Annotated in this window: 16 protein-coding genes; 14 read left to right on the top strand and 2 right to left on the bottom strand. The window is 66.6% G+C overall.

Annotated elements, in window-relative coordinates; all coding sequences use genetic code 11:
• Positions 1-20 precede the first annotated feature (20 nt).
• The 11 genes from OCW50_RS16445 (at position 21) to OCW50_RS16395 (ending at position 13,191) form a co-directional block, all read left to right on the top strand.
• Positions 21-326, top strand: a complete 306-nt coding sequence (locus tag OCW50_RS16445) for a DUF485 domain-containing protein (protein ID WP_262298264.1) — start codon at positions 21-23, stop codon at positions 324-326.
• Positions 326-2,020, top strand: coding sequence for a cation acetate symporter (locus OCW50_RS16440; protein ID WP_262298263.1), 1,695 nt, complete (start codon positions 326-328; stop codon positions 2,018-2,020). Before OCW50_RS16445 ends, OCW50_RS16440 begins: the two co-directional genes overlap by 1 nt.
• Positions 2,021-2,087: 67 nt before the next feature.
• A complete protein-coding gene (locus OCW50_RS16435) occupies positions 2,088-3,902 on the top strand; it encodes a DUF294 nucleotidyltransferase-like domain-containing protein (protein WP_262298262.1) in 1,815 nt (604 codons plus the stop codon).
• Positions 3,903-4,571, top strand: coding sequence for a 3'-5' exonuclease (locus tag OCW50_RS16430; protein WP_262298261.1), 669 nt, complete (start codon positions 3,903-3,905; stop codon positions 4,569-4,571).
• Between the two features lie 203 nt (positions 4,572-4,774).
• Positions 4,775-5,038 (top strand): hypothetical protein, encoded by a 264-nt coding sequence (locus OCW50_RS16425; protein ID WP_262298260.1) that lies wholly within the window; start codon positions 4,775-4,777, stop codon positions 5,036-5,038.
• Between the two features lie 100 nt (positions 5,039-5,138).
• Positions 5,139-5,720: an Hsp20/alpha crystallin family protein gene (locus OCW50_RS16420; protein ID WP_262298259.1), complete on the top strand. Its 582-nt coding sequence runs from the start codon at positions 5,139-5,141 to the stop codon at positions 5,718-5,720.
• A 186-nt stretch (positions 5,721-5,906) separates the two neighbouring features.
• The gene (locus OCW50_RS16415; protein ID WP_262298258.1) at positions 5,907-6,980 is read left to right on the top strand and encodes an NAD(P)-dependent alcohol dehydrogenase; all 1,074 of its coding nucleotides are present in this window, start codon (positions 5,907-5,909) and stop codon (positions 6,978-6,980) included.
• Between the two features lie 151 nt (positions 6,981-7,131).
• Positions 7,132-7,965, top strand: a complete 834-nt coding sequence (locus OCW50_RS16410) for a universal stress protein (protein ID WP_262298257.1) — start codon at positions 7,132-7,134, stop codon at positions 7,963-7,965.
• 31 nt (positions 7,966-7,996) lie between these two features.
• Positions 7,997-10,588, top strand: a complete 2,592-nt coding sequence (locus OCW50_RS16405) for a cation-translocating P-type ATPase (protein ID WP_262298256.1) — start codon at positions 7,997-7,999, stop codon at positions 10,586-10,588.
• Positions 10,585-11,169, top strand: a complete 585-nt coding sequence (locus OCW50_RS16400; RefSeq protein WP_262298255.1) for an NAD(P)H-dependent oxidoreductase — start codon at positions 10,585-10,587, stop codon at positions 11,167-11,169. Before OCW50_RS16405 ends, OCW50_RS16400 begins: the two co-directional genes overlap by 4 nt.
• 105 nt (positions 11,170-11,274) lie before the next feature.
• Positions 11,275-13,191, top strand: a complete 1,917-nt coding sequence (locus OCW50_RS16395; protein ID WP_262298254.1) for a heavy metal translocating P-type ATPase — start codon at positions 11,275-11,277, stop codon at positions 13,189-13,191.
• Between the two features lie 6 nt (positions 13,192-13,197).
• Here OCW50_RS16395 and OCW50_RS16390 read toward each other — a convergent pair whose 3' ends face one another.
• Positions 13,198-13,893, bottom strand: coding sequence for a DUF1003 domain-containing protein (locus OCW50_RS16390; protein ID WP_262298253.1), 696 nt, complete (start codon positions 13,891-13,893; stop codon positions 13,198-13,200).
• Between the two features lie 105 nt (positions 13,894-13,998).
• Here OCW50_RS16390 and OCW50_RS16385 point away from each other — a divergent pair, with 105 nt between their 5' ends.
• The 3 genes from OCW50_RS16385 (at position 13,999) to OCW50_RS16375 (ending at position 16,443) form a co-directional block, all read left to right on the top strand.
• A complete protein-coding gene (locus OCW50_RS16385) occupies positions 13,999-15,594 on the top strand; it encodes an MBL fold metallo-hydrolase (RefSeq protein ID WP_262298252.1) in 1,596 nt (531 codons plus the stop codon).
• Positions 15,595-15,724: 130 nt separating this feature from the next.
• Positions 15,725-16,126, top strand: coding sequence for a hypothetical protein (locus OCW50_RS16380; RefSeq protein WP_262298251.1), 402 nt, complete (start codon positions 15,725-15,727; stop codon positions 16,124-16,126).
• Positions 16,126-16,443 carry a c-type cytochrome gene (locus tag OCW50_RS16375; protein WP_373371429.1) on the top strand — a complete coding sequence of 106 codons (318 nt, stop codon included), beginning with the start codon at positions 16,126-16,128 and terminating at the stop codon, positions 16,441-16,443. The genes OCW50_RS16380 and OCW50_RS16375 overlap by 1 nt, the downstream gene beginning before the upstream one ends.
• A 12-nt stretch (positions 16,444-16,455) precedes the next feature.
• On the opposite strand, the gene OCW50_RS16370 is transcribed toward OCW50_RS16375, so the two are convergent.
• Entirely contained in the window at positions 16,456-16,893 is a 438-nt protein-coding gene (locus tag OCW50_RS16370; RefSeq protein ID WP_262298250.1) for a universal stress protein, read from the bottom strand.
• Positions 16,894-16,899 lie beyond the last annotated feature (6 nt).

Here is a 16,899-nt window from a genome sequence, read left to right as displayed (position 1 = left end):
TTCAACGGGAGGCCCGATCCATGGCCGCACACGATTACAACCAACTCCTTCGCAGCCCCCGGTTCCAGGAACTCGTCCGCCAGCGGACGAGGTTCGCCTGGACCCTCTCGATTGCGATGCTCGTCATCTACTTCGGCTTCATCCTCCTCGTGGCCTTTGCCAAGCCGCTCCTCGCCACCAAGATCGGCGGCGGCGTCACCTCGTTGGGGATCATCCTCGGCTTGGGCGTCATCCTCTCCGCATTCGTCCTGACCGGCATCTACGTCCAGCGCGCGAACAGCCGCTTCGACGAGCTGACCCGCCACCTCACGAGGGAGATCCTGTGATGCCCCGGCTGCTCATTCTTGCAATCGCAACCTTCGTCGCTCTAGGCGCAGACCTCTCCGAGGTCCTGGCGGCTGGACCGGATCTCGGCGCCGTGCAAAGGCAGCCTCTGAACTGGACGGCGATCATCATGTTCCTTGCCTTCGTGCTCGGCACGCTCGGCATCACCTATCGGGCCGCGGCCCAGACCAAGTCGGCCGCAGACTTCTACGCTGCGGGCGGCGGCATCACGGGACTCCAGAACGGTCTCGCCATTGCCGGCGACTACATGTCGGCGGCGTCCTTTCTGGGTATCTCCGGTCTTGTCTTCGCCAGTGGGTTCGATGGCTTGATTTACTCCATCGGCTTCCTGGTCGGATGGCCGATCGTCCTCTTCCTGATCGCCGAGCGGCTTCGGAATCTCGGAAAGTTCACGTTCTCGGACGTGGCCTCCTTCCGCCTCGATCAGACCCGGATCCGCATTCTTTCCGCGGTCGGGACGCTCGTGGTCGTCGCCTTCTATCTCATCGCCCAGATGGTGGGTGCCGGCAAACTCATCGAGCTCCTCTTCGGCCTCGACTACCTGTACGCGGTCGTGATCGTGGGCGTGCTGATGATCGTGTATGTGGCATTTGGCGGTATGAAGGCCACGACCTGGGTGCAGATCATCAAGGCCTGCCTCCTGTTGGCCGGCGCCACCCTGATGTCCCTGATCGTCCTGTGGCGGTTCGGTTTCAGTCCGGAAGCGATGTTTGCCGAGGCCGTCAAAACACACCCGAAGGGTGACGCGATCATGGCGCCCGGCGCCCTCGTGGCTGATCCGATCTCGGCCATCTCGCTGGGGCTTGCGCTGATGTTCGGGACCGCCGGGCTGCCCCACATCCTGATGCGGTTCTTCACGGTGTCGGACGCCCAGGCGGCGCGCAAGTCGGTCTTCTACGCCACCGGGTTCATCGCCTACTTCTACATCTTGACGTTCATCATCGGGTTCGGTGCGATCACGTTCCTAATGAACGACCCGAGCTTCTTCAAGCTCGGCGCAGGCGGAGCCTACGACAAGGTCAAGGACATTCTCGGTGGCACGAATATGGCGGCGATCCATCTCGCCAGCGCAACCGGCGGGTCACTCTTTCTCGGCTTCATCTCGGCGGTGGCGTTCGCGACGATCCTTGCCGTGGTGGCCGGCCTCACCCTGTCGGGGGCCTCGGCGGTCAGTCACGATCTGTATGCGGAGGTGATCGCGCGCGGACGAGTGTCGGAGCAGAAGGAGGTCCGGATCTCGAAGGTTTCGGCCATCGTTATCGGGATTGTGGCAATCTTTCTAGGCTACATCTTCGAGAACCAGAATGTCGCCTTCATGGTCGGCCTGGCCTTCGCGGTCGCGGCGAGCTGCAACTTCCCGGTTCTCCTGATGTCGGTGCTCTGGAAGGGCACGACGACCCGCGGGGCCCTGATCGGCGGACTGCTGGGCCTAGTCAGCGCGGTCGTCATGGTGGTGCTGAGCAAGGCGGTCTGGGTGCAGACCTTCGGCTTCGCGCGCGAACTCTTCCCCTATGACAACCCGGCTCTCTTCTCCATGCCGATCGCCTTCCTCGGGATCTGGGCCTTTTCGAAGCTCGACGCCAGCAGCCGGGCGAAGGTCGAGGTTGCCGCGTTCGACGCCCAGTATATCCGATCGGAAACGGGCATCGGGGCGGCGGCGGCTCACGTCCATTGATGGCTTCCAAAAAGGCTGCCTCCCGGATAGCTGGGAGGCAGGTGCCTATTGAGGCAGAGAGGACCGCATGCAGGGCTTCGACACTGCCAATCCACCGTTCGACCGCCTGACGCATCAGGAAAGCGAGGAACTCAGGGCCGGGCTCGACGTTGGGTACTTCGCGCCCGAGGAGGTGATCATTCCCCAAGGGAGTTCCACGGACTGGCTGCACGTCGTCATCAAGGGATCCGTGGAAGTGCGCGACGGCAGCACGGTCCCGACGGTGCTCGGGCCGAAGGACAGCTTCGACGCCCGCGCGCTCGTGCATGGGGCCGCGGGTGAGGATTTCGTGGCGGCCGAGGAGACGCTCTGCCATCTCATCCCGCGCCATGTCGTTCTCGGCCTGATCCACCGCAACGCCGCCTTCGCGGCGTTCTTCTATGCGGAGATATCCCGCAAGCTTGATGCCTTTGCGCAGCAGCGGAAGGCGGAGGGCATGGACAGCGTCCTGCGCGCGCGAGTGCGCGAGGCCAGGTGTCGTGCCGCCGTCTTCATCGACGGAGGGGCCACCATCGAGCAGGCCGGCCATTGCATGAAGGACAACGACATCAACGCTCTCTTCGTGCGGGATGGTCAACGCATCGGCGTTGTCACCGGCATGAACCTGTCGAAAGCGGTCGTTCTGCGTCGGCTCCCGCTTGAAACCGCGGTCCGGGAAGCCTGCCACTTCGATGTGGTTTCGATCGACCGAGATGATTTCCTGTTCGAGGCGCTGCTGCTGATGACAAAGCACGACAAGCGGCGCCTCGCGATCCATTCAAACGGTGACTATCTCGGCTTTCTGGAGGACATCGACATCCTCGGCCTGTTCGCGGGCAACTCCCAACTGATCCCGGGGCGGATCGAGCGCGCCCGCAGCATCGATGATCTGGCCGCTGCCACCCGGGACATCCAGACACAGGTCGAGCGCCTTCACCGTCAGGGAATAAAGGTCGATGTCATCGCCGAGATGACGTCCGACCTGAACCGGCGGTTGCTCACGCATCTCTTCGGGATGACAGCCCCTCCGTCAATCCGCGAGGCCGGCAGCCTTCTGTTGATGGGATCCGAAGGGCGCGGCGAGCAGACGGTCCGAACCGACCAGGACAACGCCATCCTTCTGGACAGGGATGTTCCAGCAGCCGACCTTGCCCGATTCCGCGAGGCGTTCACCGTCGCATTGGACGGGTTCGGGTTCCCACCCTGTCCCGGGAATGTCATGGTGCGCAATCCAGTCTGGTCCCAGCCCGTTGAGGACTTCATCCGACAGCTCAAGACGTGGGTTCTCCAGGGGGATGCCGAGGCGGTGATGAATATCGCCATCTTCCTTGATGCCGAGGCCGTGGCGGGCTCGGCGGATGTCCTCACCCGGGCAAAAGAGGCCCTGTTCGAACTCGTGCGGGGCGAGGCTGCTCTACTGTCGCGGTTCGCATCGCTGATCGAGACCTTCGCGACACCCAGCCTAGGCGTTCTCGGCACCATCATGGCAAGTGTCGGTGCCGGTCCGGACGCAGTCGACATCAAGAAGGCTGGAACGTTCCCGATCGTGCATGGTGTGCGTACGCTCGCGATCGAGAAAGGCATCCTCAAGACGCCGACGGTAGCTAGGATCGAGGCGCTCGTCAGGGCTGGCATCCTGGAGCCTGCGTTCGGACGAGAGTTGAGCAGCGCGCTGCACGTGTTCATGGAGTTTCGGCTCCGCTCACAGCTCCAGGCCTTGCACAGGGGAGCCATGGAGACCGAGTCCATACTGCGACTGGACGGGATAACCACGGTGGAGCGGGACATCCTGCGGGACGCCCTTCGGGTGGTTCGCCAGTTCCGCGACTTGATCCGGAGCCGTTACCATCTCGGGGCGTTCTGAGTGGGACGCCGACTGCGCAACCTGTTCTATCGCGCAACGCTGGCGGATCATGCCTACCGGTTCCTGTTCGAGCCGGGACCGCCGGACGAGGTCGTGGTCCTGGATTGCGAGACGACCGGGCTCAACCCGCGGCACGACGAGGTGATCGCCGTCGCAGCCATCGTGATCCGCGGCAGCCGCATCCTGACAAGCGAGGCCTACAAGGCCATCATCAGGAGCGACAGGGTACCGCCCCCTGAGTCCATCAAAGTCCACCGGCTCCGGGCGCGTGACGTGGCCGCGGGGCGCCCCATGCACGAGGTGTTGCCGGAGCTGCTCCGATTCATCGGGGGCCGTCCCATTGTCGGCTATTACGTGGATTTCGATGTCCGTATGCTCGACAAGTATGTTCTCCGGTTCATCGAGGCGAAGCTCCCCAATCGCCGCATCGAGGTCTCGGAGATCTACTACGCCCTCAAGTACGGCGGTGCCCCACCCGGGACGGTGCTCGATCTCCGGTTCCAGTCGATCCTGTCGGATCTGGGCATTCCCAGCCTCGCGCTACATGATGCCTTCAACGATGCCCTGATGACAGCCATGATGTACGTGCAGCTCAGTGACATGCGTCAACGAGGAGCCCGCATCGGACGTGATCGAGCCGTCCAGCAGGAGGCTCCGGTCGGCGCTTGAGTTCAGCTCACGGAGCGTCGGCCAGGAACGTCAGGCCCCTTCGGGCCGGTGGGACTCTTGCTCCGATCGGCAAAGCTTCACGCGGCCCCTCCGTAAAAATACGGAGTTTCTCTTTGTTCCGCAGCAACGATACTGGCCCGAGACAGCGTAAATTCTAGGATAAGCGTAGCCCCAGACGATGATGAACAATCATGGAGGGAAACATGTCCAATCACGCCAGCCAGCAGTACCGGATGTACTCGCCCAGCCTTGACCTGATGATGAAAGAGGTCGCGCAGACGCTGGGCCAGATCGACCTTGAGCATCAGGTCGAATTGGAGAAGGTCGAGGAGAGCGCCAGCGCCAAGGAAATCAAGCAGTACATAAGGGAGAAACTCAGGGTCGCCCACTGTGAGAGGCGTCAGCCCTATGTCGACCTGTTGAACCAGCTCTGGATGCAGCAACGCGGTCAGTCCTTCGCGGCCTGAACGCGCCAGGGCGCTGGCCAGTCTTGATGCCGCGAGGCCCCATGCCCGCGACGCTACGATGGCCCGCCCGGATCCCGCAACGCATGAGGAGGAACGCACAATGGCCCGCAATCCCATGACCCCCTTCCGCCCCGGTGGCGGAATGTTTCCAGGAGATCCCTTCCTGTCGCTGCACCGCGAGATGAACCGCCTCTTCGATGACGTCTTTCGCGGCTCGGGCCTGCCTGCGGTGGCCGGCAGTCAGGGCCAGGGCGATATCGGAAGCTTCGTCAATGCCAGCATGAACGTGTCGGAGACCGACAAGGAGATCCGCATCACGGCCGAACTGCCGGGCGTCGGCGAGCAGGACATCGATCTGAGCCTCGATGACGATGTGCTCACGATCCGCGGGGAGAAGAAGTTCGAGCGCAAGGACGACAAGGAGAACTTCCACTTCGTCGAGCGCTCCTACGGCACCTTCCAGCGCTCGCTGCGGCTGCCCTCCTCCGTCGATCCCGAGCAGGTCCAGGCGAGTTTCGAGAACGGCGTCCTGACCGTGACCGTGCCGAAGACCGGGCGGCAGGAGCGCTCCCGGCGCATCCAGGTCCAGGGACGAGGCACCGCCGGCCCGGGGGCAACGGGCGGAGCAGGACAACCGGGAAGAGGGGCATCGGGAGAATCCGAGGATACGAAATCCGGCTGAAGGTAGCCCGCGTGAACCGTCGGCGCGTGCCTGTCACCGCGAGGGCACTCCCGCCTCACGGAGGGGCGAAGCTCCCGGATCTGACTTGATCGGCGTCAATGCCGGTCCTCGGGAGAGGCGCCATGATGCGTATCGCGCATTCTCGGGGTCGCGACGCCCCGTACGGACCAGCCGGGGAGGAGTGCCATGCCCAGGATGAAAGCCGCCATCTTCGTGGAGCCGGGCCGCATCGTGCTCGACGAGAAGCCGATTCCGGAGATCGGCCCCCTCGATGCGCTCGTACGCGTCACCACCACGACGATCTGCGGCACCGACATCCACATCCTCAAGGGCGAGTATCCCGTGGCCCGGGGGCTGACCATTGGCCACGAGCCCGTCGGCGTGATCGAGAAGCTCGGCTCGGCCGTACAGGGCTACCGCGAGGGCCAGCGGGTCATCGCCGGCGCCATAACGCCGAGCGGGCACAGCGAGGCCTGCCTGTGCGGCTGCCATTCCCAGGATGGGGCCGGCACGAGGCACGGCTGGAAGGCCATGGGCGGCTGGAAGTTCGGCAATACCATCGACGGCTGCCAGGCCGAGTACGTGCGCGTTCCCGATGCCATGGCGAACCTCGCCCCGGTGCCGGACGGGCTCACCGACGAGCAGGTGCTGATGTGCCCGGACATCATGTCGACCGGCTTCTCCGGCGCCGAGAGCGGGCGCATCCGCATCGGCGATACGGTGGCCGTCTTCGCGCAGGGTCCGATCGGCCTGTGCGCCACGGCCGGTGCCCGCCTGATGGGGGCGACCACGATCATCGCGGTCGAGAGCGTGCCCGCGCGCATGGAGATGGCGCGCCGCATGGGCGCGGATCATGTCGTCGACTTCACGAAGACTGATCCGGTGGAGGAGATCGGGCGCCTGACCGACGGGCGGGGCGTCGACGTCTCCATCGAGGCGCTCGGACGGCAGGAAACCTTCGAGGCGTCGCTGCGCGTGCTCCGCCCCGGCGGAACCCTGTCGTCGCTCGGGGTCTATGCGGGCGATCTGAGGCTCCCGCTCGACGGCTTCCTGGCGGGACTTGGCGACCACACGATCCGAACGACGCTCTGCCCAGGCGGCAAGGAGCGCATGCGGCGGCTCATGGGCGCGATCGCGGCGGGCCGTGTCGACACGCGGCCCCTCGTGACCCACCGCTTCCCGCTCGACCGGATCGAGGAGGCCTACGACCTGTTCGGCCACCAGAGGGACGGCGTCCTGAAGGTCGCGATCACCCCGTAGGTTCACTGACAGGTTCGCCAGGAACCCGGCCGAGGACAGATACGCCGATTGCCTCGGGCGGGTTGCGCCAGATCAAGGTACTGGCCCGCCTACGGCCACATGATCATGGCCCGGCACGGGGCCGTGACATGGTAAGCAGAGGGAGAGGGCGATGATCAAGGACATCATGGTACATCTCGACGGAAGTCCCGAGGACGAGATCCGGCTGGAGCATGGCCAGGCGCTCGCGTTGGCTGGGAGGGCCTATCTGATCGGACTCTTCACCAACCAGCTTCCCGATCTCACCATCGCCATGCCCATGGATGGCGGCGCGGCCGCGATGCAGGTTCTGACCGAACTCCAGGACCAAGCCCTGAAGGACGGCGATGTCACGGCCAGGCGACTGTCGGAGCGGCTTGCCGGCCTCCAGGTGCCGAGCGAGCTGCGCCGGTTCGATGAGACGTCTGGAGCATTGACCGGGAAGGTCGTGGAGCAGGCCCGCTGCGCCGATCTCTTCATCGCCACGCGGCCCTACGGCGAGGCCGAGGCCTTGCTCTGGCCGGACCTGGCGGAAGCGGTGCTGTTCGGCAGCGGGCGCGCCCTGCTGCTCGTGCCGCCCGGCCGTCACCGGCAGGGTCCTATCCAGACCGTGCTGGTCGCCTGGAACGGCAGCCGCGAGGCCGCCCGCGCCCTGCGCGAGGGACTGGAGTTCATGGAACAGGCGGCGCGCACCGTGGTCCTCGTCGTGGATCCTCCGGGGGATGCCGAGCCCGCAGCGGAGCTGAAGGCCCATCTCGCCCACCACAACGTCGTGGCGGAGGTCGTCACCGCCGAGAGTGAGGATCGTCCCATCGCCGATGTCATCCTCGAGGAGGCGCATCGGATCTCCGCGGATCTGGTCATCATGGGAGCCTACGGCCACACCCGTCTCAGGGAGCAGGTGTTCGGCGGCGCGACGCGGGACATGCTCACCGCTGCGGAAACCCCGATCCTGGTGGCCCAGTGAGCTCGGCCGTGCCAACCGGGGACGGGCGGTCGTGCACGCGCAACCCGCACCCGGCGGCCATGACGTAGACACTATGGAGGTCGTCCCAGCAGGCTTGACGGGCCTCGACGATTCCGAGGCGCAGCGCCGCCTCGCGCGGCACGGACCCAATGCCGTCGCGGGGAAGCGCTCCCGTGGCCTCGTCGAGATCGTCCGCGGGATCCTGCGCGAGCCGATGTTCCTGCTCCTGCTGGCCGCGGCGGGCCTTTACCTGATGCTCGGCGACATCAAGGAAGGCCTGTTCATGACGGCCGGCGCCGTCGTGACGATCGGGCTGGTGGTGCTGCAAGAGGCCAGGAGCGAACGGGCGCTGGCCGCCCTGCGCGAACTGGCCGAGCCTTACGCCCGGGTGATCCGCGGCGGGACCGAGCGGCGCGTCCCGGCGCGTGACCTCGTACCGGGCGATCTCGTCCTGGTCGGAGAGGGGGAGCGCCTGCCCGCCGACGGCTTCCTGATCGGGGGCGACGCGCTGACGGTCGATGAATCGGCCCTCACCGGCGAGTCGGTCCCGGTGTCCAAACGTCCTGAACCCGGCGGCATGGAAGAAGCCGGCGACCCGGAGCCCGGGGGAGACGATACCCCGTACCTGTTTGCCGGGACCCTGAACGTGCGCGGGCAGGGCATGGTCCATGTCGTACGCACCGGTCCCGCGACGCGGCTGGGACGCATCGGCGCCTCGCTGGCCACCATCGAGGACGAGCCGACGCTGCTCCAGAGGACAACGGGCGCGCTCATCGCCAGACTCGGGATCCTCTCACTTGGGTTCTGCGCCGTCCTTGCCGTCGCGTACGGCGTGCTGCGGGACGACTGGATCGGCGGCGCCTTGTCCGGGATCACGCTGGCCATCGCGCTTCTGCCCGAGGAGTTCCCGATGGTGCTGGCGATCTTCATGGCGCTCGGAGCGTTTCGCCTCGCCCGTCATAAGGTGCTGGTGCGCCGCGCCGCCGTGATCGAGACGCTCGGGGCCGCCACCTTCCTGTGCGTCGACAAGACCGGGACGCTGACCGAGAACCGCATGGTGCTTGCCACGTCGTGGCGGGGCGGGGAGGCACAGAATCTGCGGGGCCATGACAGGCTTTCCGGCCGCGCCGTCGAGCCGCTGCGGACGGCGCTGCTCGCATCCGCTGTCCGCCCGGTCGATCCCATGGACAGGGCTGTCCATGTCACGGGGATGCGCGTTCTGCCCGAAGCGGCTCGGGCGGAGGCGCCGCTGCGAACCTACCCGCTCCGTCCCGAGCTGTTGGCCTTCATCCAGGTCTGGCCCGCTCCGGCGGGCGGCGTTCTCTACGCGGCGAAAGGGGCGCCCGAGGCCATTTTCCGTCTCTGCCGCATGGGCGATGATGAACGTGCCGCGATGGACACGGTGGTTGCAGGACTGGCGAGCCGCGGCCTGCGTGTGCTGGGCGTGGCATCCGCTCGCGATGACCGGGACTGCGCGGCGGCTCCCGAGGATCTGGCGTTTGGGTTCGAGGGACTGATCGGCTTCGCGGATCCGGTGCGGCCCGATGTTCCTCAATCCGTCGCCGAGGCGAAACGGGCCGGGATCACGGTTGCGATGATCACGGGCGACTACCCGGCCACGGCCCTGGAGATTGCTCGCCAGGCCGGGATCGACACCGGCGCTGGCGTCCTCACGGGCAGGGAGATCGCCGAACTCGACCCGGAAGGCCTGCGCGAGCGGGTGCGACGGATCCGGGTCTTTGCCCGCATCATGCCGGAGCAGAAGCTTGCCCTCGTCGAGGCGCTGAAGGCCGACGGCGAGGTCGTTGCCATGACCGGCGACGGTGTCAACGACGCGCCGGCGCTCGAGGCCGCCCACATCGGCATCGCCATGGGACAGCGCGGCACGGATGTCGCGCGGGAGGCGGCAGACCTCGTGCTCCTCGATGACCGCTTCGTTTCGATTATCGGTGGCGTGCGGCTTGGGCGGCGCATCTTCACGAACCTGCGCAAGGCCCTGACCTACGTGACTGCGGTCCACGTGCCCATCGCCGGGCTGGCCCTGCTGCCCCTCGTCATGGGCCTGCCGCCGATCCTGTACCCGATGCATGTGATCCTGCTGGAACTCGTGATCGACCCGGTCTGCTCGCTCGCCTTCGAGGGCGAGCCGAGCGAGCGGCACGCGATGGAGAGGCCGCCGCGGCCTGCCAGCGAGCCGCTCTTCGGCACCTCCCAGATCGTCCTCGGGTTCGTCCAGGGCGCCGTCGTGCTCGGGGCCGTCCTCGGCCTGTATGCATGGGCACTGAATGCCGACATTCCTGAGACGCAGGCGCGGGCATCGGCGTTCGTTACCCTGGTGCTCGGCAACCTCGTCCTCGCCTTCGCCGACGCGGCGGAGCCGGGAACCTCCTTCTTCGACAGCAGGCGGCTCGTCTTCTGGGGAATCGGAGCCGCGGCCGCCGTCATCGTCACCGCAATCATCTACGTTCCGCCGCTTGCCGCCATCCTCCGCCTCTCTCCTCCAGGCCTGCCATGGTTGGCGACCACCCTGACCGTCGCCGTCCTGGCCGGTGGCTGGTTCGGGTTGGCCAAGCGGTTCCGGGGGGTGCGGGCGCCGCGCAACGAGCAACGGACACCGGCATGACACGCATCGCCATCATCCAGGGCCATCCCACGTCCGGAGGCGGGCATTTCTGCCACGCGCTCGCAGAGGCCTATGCCGAGGGTGCCGTCGCCGGCGGCCATCAGGTCCGTTTCATCACTGTGGCCGATCTCGACTTCCCGCTGCTGCGCGCGAAAGCCGATTGGGAGGGTGCCGCGTCGCCCGCCGTCATCACGGAGGCCCAGCGGACGCTGGCCTGGGCCGAGCACCTCGTCTTCGTCTACCCTCTGTGGCTGGGAGGGATGCCGGCCCTTCTCAAGGGCTTCCTGGAGCAGTCCCTGCGGCCCGCCTTCATGACGGGCGGTGCGGGGGCAGGCAGCAGTTGGAAGACCTCGCTCAAGGGACGCTCCTCACGCATCGTCATCACCATGGGCATGCCCGCCTTCGTCTACCGATGGTACTTCGGGGCACACAGCCTGAAGAGCCTCAAGCGCAGCATCCTGTCGCTGATCGGCATCGGCCCGAACCGACATACGCTGATCGGCATGATCGAGGGCATGAGCGACGGCAGGCGGACGGCATGGATCGACGCCATGCGCCGCCTCGGCAAGAGGGCCCGCTAGAGGGATCGCGTCGACCTTTCCCGTCGCGCGGGAATGCCGACCGGCCAGGATTGATGCGGACACCGCGGGGGGCGACAATCCCTTCGCCTCGGAGAGGATCCGACCATGCCCGGGCATGAGAACGCCAGCCTGTCAGCCTCCCGACCGCTCCGGCTCTCCCGTGCGGCCGGGTTTCCTTCGCTGCAAGCGCTTCACAGGTTCGCCCGTCCCGTCCTGGTCATCATGCCGGCCCTGGGACTGGTCCTCGGTCTTGCGGCGGGCGTTGCGGGCCACGGGCCATGGTCCGGGCTGATCTGGGCCGTGGCGACGGTCCCGGTTCTCGTCGTCCTGATCGTCGAGATCGTCGGCAGCCTGCGGCGCGGCGATGTCGGACTGGACATCGTTGCCGCCCTGTCCATGACCGGCGCGCTCGTGTTCGGGGAGCACCTCGCCGCCGTGGTGGTCGCCTTGATGTACGCCGGCGGGCAGTATCTCGAGAGCTTTGCCGAGCGCCGCGCCAACCGCGAGATGACGGCGCTCCTGGGCCGCGTGCCACGCACGGCCCTCCTCCACCGGGACGGTCGGCTCGAGGAGGTTCCGCTCGACGTTATCGCGCCGCAGGATCGCCTGCTCGTCCGCCAGGGCGACGTGGTTCCCGTCGACGGGCTTGTCGCCAAGGGAGTGGCGGTCCTGGATCAGTCGGCACTGACGGGCGAGGCGCTCCCTGTCCGGAAGCGGTCCGGGGAGCCGGTCATGAGCGGCGTGACGAATGTCGGTGATGCCTTCGATCTCTCGGCAACGCACCGAGCGGCCGAGAGCACCTTTGCCGGCATCGTGCGCCTGATCGAGGTCGCCCAACGCTCGAAGGCGCCCATGACACGGCTCGCCGACCGGTTCGCCCTGGCGTTCCTGGCGCTGACGCTCGCCCTCGCCGGGGTCGCCTGGCTGTGGAGCGGCGATCCGGTCCGGGCCCTGGCCGTGCTCGTCATCGCGACTCCGTGCCCGCTCATCCTGGCGGTGCCCGTGGCGATCGTCTCGGGGGTGTCGCGTGCGGCGAAGGCCGGGGTGCTGGTGAAGGGTGGGAAGGTGCTGGAGACGCTCACGCGCGTGAGGACGCTGGTCATCGACAAGACCGGAACCCTCACGCACGGGCGAGCCCGGATCGTCGAGATCCGCCCCATGGCGGGCTTGTCGTCCGACAGGCTCCTCCAGCTTGCGGCCTCCCTCGACCAGGCATCGAAGCACGTCATCGCACAAGCGCTCGTCGCGGAGGCGCGGGGCAGGGGACTCGATCTCCTGCCCCCGACCGAGGTCGAGGAGATCCCGGGCGAGGGTCTGGAAGGATGCGTCGGTGGCCGCCGGGTCATCGTGGGCGGAATCCGGTTCGTCTCCTGGCGGGTTCCGCGCGTCGGAGCGGTCGCCGCGGGCCAGCATCCCGCAGGGTCCGTCGTGGTTGCCGTGGCGGTCGATGGCGCGCCGGCTGGGCTGCTGATCCTGGCGGATCCATTGCGCACCGAAGCCGCCCAGGTGATCGGCAGTCTCCGTCGGCTGGGAGTGACGCGGATCATCCTGGCAACGGGAGACCGCCGTGAGGTGGCGCAGGCCGTGACCGTCGGCCTGCATCTCGACGAGGTCCATGCCGACCTCACGCCGGACCGGAAGATCGCCATTGTGCAGGCCGAGAAGCGGCACGGGCCCGTCATGATGATCGGCGATGGCGTCAATGACGCTCCGGCCCTGGCCGCCGCAGACCTCGGGCTCGCCATGGGCGCGCGAGGTGCCGCCGCGTCGGCCGAGGCGGCCGACGTGGTCCTCCTCGTCGATGAGCTCGACAGGGTTCCCGGCGCCATCGGCGTGGCCCGTCGATCCAAGCGGATCGCGCTTCAGAGCGTCTATGCGGGAATTGGCCTTTCGGTACTCGGAATGATCGCGGCCGGCTTGGGATACCTGACGCCGGTGCAGGGCGCCCTGATCCAGGAGGCCATCGATGTCGCCGTGATCCTCAATGCCCTGCGGGCCTTGTGGGGAGTGGAGCCGTCCTGATCGTGCTCAACGGCGCTCCTGGAGCAGCTCGATCTGCATCTCCTGGATCTCGGCCAATCGCTCCCATTGGCGCGTGATCAGATGGTCCAGCTTCTCGTGCAGGTGCCGGATCTCGAGTTCCGCCTTCAGGTTGACCTGGTAGTCGTTGAGGGAGCGCAGCCGATCCTTCGCCTCCTGGCGCCTCTGGCTCATCATGATGATCGGGGCCTGAACGGCCGCGAGGCAGGACAGCAGCAGGTTGAGCAGGATGTAGGGATAGGGGTCGAAGGCCTCCGTCCCGCGGAGGGCATTGACGAGGATCCAGGCTCCCAGCAGGAACCCGAAGGCGATCAGGAACGGCCAGCTCCCGCCGAAGGTCGCGAGCCCGTCCGACAGGCGCTCGCCGAGGGTCCGCTTCTCGTCGAAGCTCTCCTCGACATTCGCCGACACCGTGCTGCCCTCGGCGAGACTGCGCGCCACCTCCCTGTCGAGTTTCGTCAGCTCGCCGCGTTCCTGGCGCAGGAGTTCCTCGACGTAGAGCAGGCGGTACTGGTCGACGGCGGCCCGGCTGATGCGGCCATGATCGTCCAGGTGCGGGTGATCCCGCCGGATCCGCTCTGCAAGGGCAGGTCGCAATTGATCGATGAGGATGAGCTCTTTCAGGGGGTAGGTCTTGCCCGTGATGGGGCAGGTGCCGTTGGAAGACGCTGCGTGGGAGGTCATGTTCGCCGTTCCGCGATATTGGCGTGGATCAAACCTAACGGCTCGACGCAGGTGTACCAAGGTGCGATCCTCACCTCGACGCTTCCCCGTGCCCAGGAGGGTCCCTTGTCGCTTCGGCTTCACTTCCACGGCGCCGCCCGAACCGTGACGGGTTCCTGCTTCCTGCTCGAGACGGACGCCGCCCGCGTCCTGGTCGATTGCGGCATGTTCCAGGGATCGAAGGAGGAGAGGGAGCTCAACTACGAGCATTTTCCGTTCCGCGCCGCAGGGGTCGATGCCCTCTGCCTCACCCACGCCCACATCGACCATAGCGGCCTGGTGCCGAAGCTGGTGAAGTCCGGCTTCGACGGCCCGGTCTATGCGACGGCCGGAACGGCCGACCTGGCGACCATCATGCTCCCGGACTCCGGCTACATCCAGGAGATGGAGGTCGACCAGCTCAACCGCCGCAACCGCCGCCGGGGCCGGGGGACCGTGTCGCCGATCTATACCGAGGAGGACGCGGTCGCGTGCCTCACACAGTTCCGGCCCGTGGCTTTCGGCCAGTGGCAGGAGGTCGCCCCGGGCTTCCGCGCCCGCTACTGGAATGCGGGCCATCTCCTGGGCTCGGCCTCCATCGAGATGGAAGTAACGCACGGCGGCGAGGAGAAGCCAGCCCGGCTGCTGTTCTCCGGCGATGTCGGCCCCGACCACAAGCTGCTTCAGCCCGATCCGGACGGCCCGCGCGACCTTGATTACGTGCTCCTAGAATCCACCTACGGGGATACGGATCGCGCGGGGATCACCATCGAGAGCCGGCGCCGGATGCTGCGCGACGAGGTCCGCGCGGCGATGCATCCGAGCGGCGTGTTGCTCATTCCGTCCTTCGCGGTCGAGAGGACGCAGGAACTCCTCGTCGACCTGATGGAGCTGACGGAGGCCGGCGAATTGCCGGACATCCCGGTCTTCATCGATTCCCCGTTGGCCTCGAAGGCCAGCGCCATCTTCGCGCGGCATGCCGGGGAACTCCGGAACGGTGGCGACCTGGTCCAGGCCCTCGAATCCCGCTGGGTCCGCTTCACGGAGACCGTCGAGCAGAGCAAGGCCATCGACCTCATCCACAGCTTCCACATCATCATCGCGGCGAGCGGCATGTGCGAGGCGGGTCGCATCCGCCATCACCTGAAGGCGTGGCTCTGGCGGGACGAGGCCACAATCCTCTTCGTCGGCTTCCAGGCGCAGGGCTCGCTCGGACGGATCCTTCAGGACGGCGCCTCGAAGGTGCGGATCCACGGCGAGGAGGTGAAGGTCCGTGCCCGCATGAGGACGCTCGACCTCTACTCGGGGCATGCGGACGGGCCGGAGCTGAAGGCTTGGCTGGCCGAGCGCCTTCCGGTCCGGCGCGGGGTCTTCCTCGTGCATGGGGAGGATGCGCCCCTCAAGGCACTGCAATCATCCCTCGCCGATCTCGACCGCGTGCCCGGCGCGATCATTCCGGAGATCGACGACGTCTACGACCTGGCGGGCGACCGCGCCGTCCGGATCGAACGCCACGAGGAGCGCCTGCCGTCCGCGGGCGCCGGGCACCGCGACTGGCACAACGACTACGCGGAGCTCCTGCTTGAGATCAGTGATGCCGTGGAGGCGGCGGCCGACAGGAAGGCGAAGGGGGTCGTCATCCGGCGCATCAGGGACGCCTTGAGGGGCGGATCCAAGGACTAGGCGGGCTGACTTGCCCGCCCCTGATTCCGCGACGGATTGATCAGGATCAAGGCAGGCGAGCAGGTATCCTCTAAGCTTTGCCACGATGTCGAGGTCTGTTCGAGACCTGCGTGAATTCTGGGAGGGACCGATGCTCCATCACGTCACGCTTCACCTGGCCCGCAGCAAGCAGTTTCCCGAAGGAAGTTCGCGGTACGGCTACGAGATCACCGCGCCGCTCGATGACAAAGGCCATCTCGACCAGCAGGAGTGGTCGGACAAACGGGCTCATTGCCGGGTCCGCCGCTTCTGGGCCGGCGAAGAGCGGCAAGGTGTCCTGGTCCATCGGCCGGGCGGGTTTGGCGGCGCGACCTGGATGATCGACTACATTCAGGATCGGCCCGGCGACGAGGAGGCGGGTTATCACCTGCACCAGCATCGCTTCGTGGAGGGCGAATACGTCACCATCGAGGACGACGATGGCAAACCCTATACGTTCCAGGTCGTCTCGGTGACACCGGCGGAACTTCGCAAGGCGGAGGAGCATCGATGATGGGGCGGCTCACCCTTCTCTGCCTTGCCCTCGCGTGTGCCTCGTCGGCCTCCATGGCTCAATCGGGGCGGGCACAGCGCGGGTTCACGTTCGCGCAGACGAACTGCTCGCAATGCCATGCCATCGGTCGGTTCGGTGACAGTCCCATTCCGGAGGCGCCGCCCTTCCGGACCCTGCACAGCCGCTATCCGATCGAGGACCTCGCGGAGGCCTTTGCCGAAGGCATCACGACGGGCCACCCTTCCATGCCGCAGTTCCAGCTCGATCCCGCGCAGATCAACGACCTGCTCGCCTATCTCAATTCCATACAGGGTTAGGGCCCGGCTTCATCACCGCACGACGAGGACCGGGATGTTCGAGTGGTGAAGGACCTTCATGGTCTCGCTCCCGAGAAGCAGGGCCGAAACCCCGCCGCGGCCGTGCGAGGCCATGACGATGACATCGCAGACGTTGTCTTCCGCCGTGCGGATGATCGCCCGGTACGGCGCGTCATCCTCCATGTGAAGCGTCCGGGCTTCGACACCGAGGTTGCGGGCGATCTCCGCAGCCTCCTCGAGGGTGTGATCGGCCTGCCGTTGCATGTGCTCCCTGAACGAGCTCGGTGTCTCCTCGAGCTGATCGGACTCGATCGCAAAGAGATGAAAGCGCTCGGTGACGGTCAGCAGCAGGACCGTCGCCCCGAGAGCTTTCGCCAGGTTGGTGCCGTGTTCGACGGCGCGGGCTGCCAGGGACGAGCCGTCGGTGGCAATCAGGATGTTCCTGTACATGCAGGC

Source organism: Microvirga sesbaniae (assembly GCF_025460805.1).
Lineage (GTDB): Bacteria > Pseudomonadota > Alphaproteobacteria > Rhizobiales > Beijerinckiaceae > Microvirga > Microvirga sesbaniae.
This window is presented reverse-complemented; position numbering and strand designations above follow the sequence as displayed.

Coding starts and splice junctions, on each gene's coding strand:
- OCW50_RS16445 (WP_262298264.1), top strand. CDS start 21: ATGGCCGCACACGATTACAACCAACTCCTTCGCAGCCCCCGGTTCCAG.
- OCW50_RS16440 (WP_262298263.1), top strand. CDS start 326: ATGCCCCGGCTGCTCATTCTTGCAATCGCAACCTTCGTCGCTCTAGGC.
- OCW50_RS16435 (WP_262298262.1), top strand. CDS start 2,088: ATGCAGGGCTTCGACACTGCCAATCCACCGTTCGACCGCCTGACGCAT.
- OCW50_RS16425 (WP_262298260.1), top strand. CDS start 4,775: ATGTCCAATCACGCCAGCCAGCAGTACCGGATGTACTCGCCCAGCCTT.
- OCW50_RS16420 (WP_262298259.1), top strand. CDS start 5,139: ATGGCCCGCAATCCCATGACCCCCTTCCGCCCCGGTGGCGGAATGTTT.
- OCW50_RS16415 (WP_262298258.1), top strand. CDS start 5,907: ATGCCCAGGATGAAAGCCGCCATCTTCGTGGAGCCGGGCCGCATCGTG.
- OCW50_RS16410 (WP_262298257.1), top strand. CDS start 7,132: ATGATCAAGGACATCATGGTACATCTCGACGGAAGTCCCGAGGACGAG.
- OCW50_RS16400 (WP_262298255.1), top strand. CDS start 10,585: ATGACACGCATCGCCATCATCCAGGGCCATCCCACGTCCGGAGGCGGG.
- OCW50_RS16395 (WP_262298254.1), top strand. CDS start 11,275: ATGCCCGGGCATGAGAACGCCAGCCTGTCAGCCTCCCGACCGCTCCGG.
- OCW50_RS16390 (WP_262298253.1), bottom strand. CDS start 13,893: ATGACCTCCCACGCAGCGTCTTCCAACGGCACCTGCCCCATCACGGGC.
- OCW50_RS16380 (WP_262298251.1), top strand. CDS start 15,725: ATGCTCCATCACGTCACGCTTCACCTGGCCCGCAGCAAGCAGTTTCCC.
- OCW50_RS16375 (WP_373371429.1), top strand. CDS start 16,126: ATGGGGCGGCTCACCCTTCTCTGCCTTGCCCTCGCGTGTGCCTCGTCG.
- OCW50_RS16370 (WP_262298250.1), bottom strand. CDS start 16,893: ATGTACAGGAACATCCTGATTGCCACCGACGGCTCGTCCCTGGCAGCC.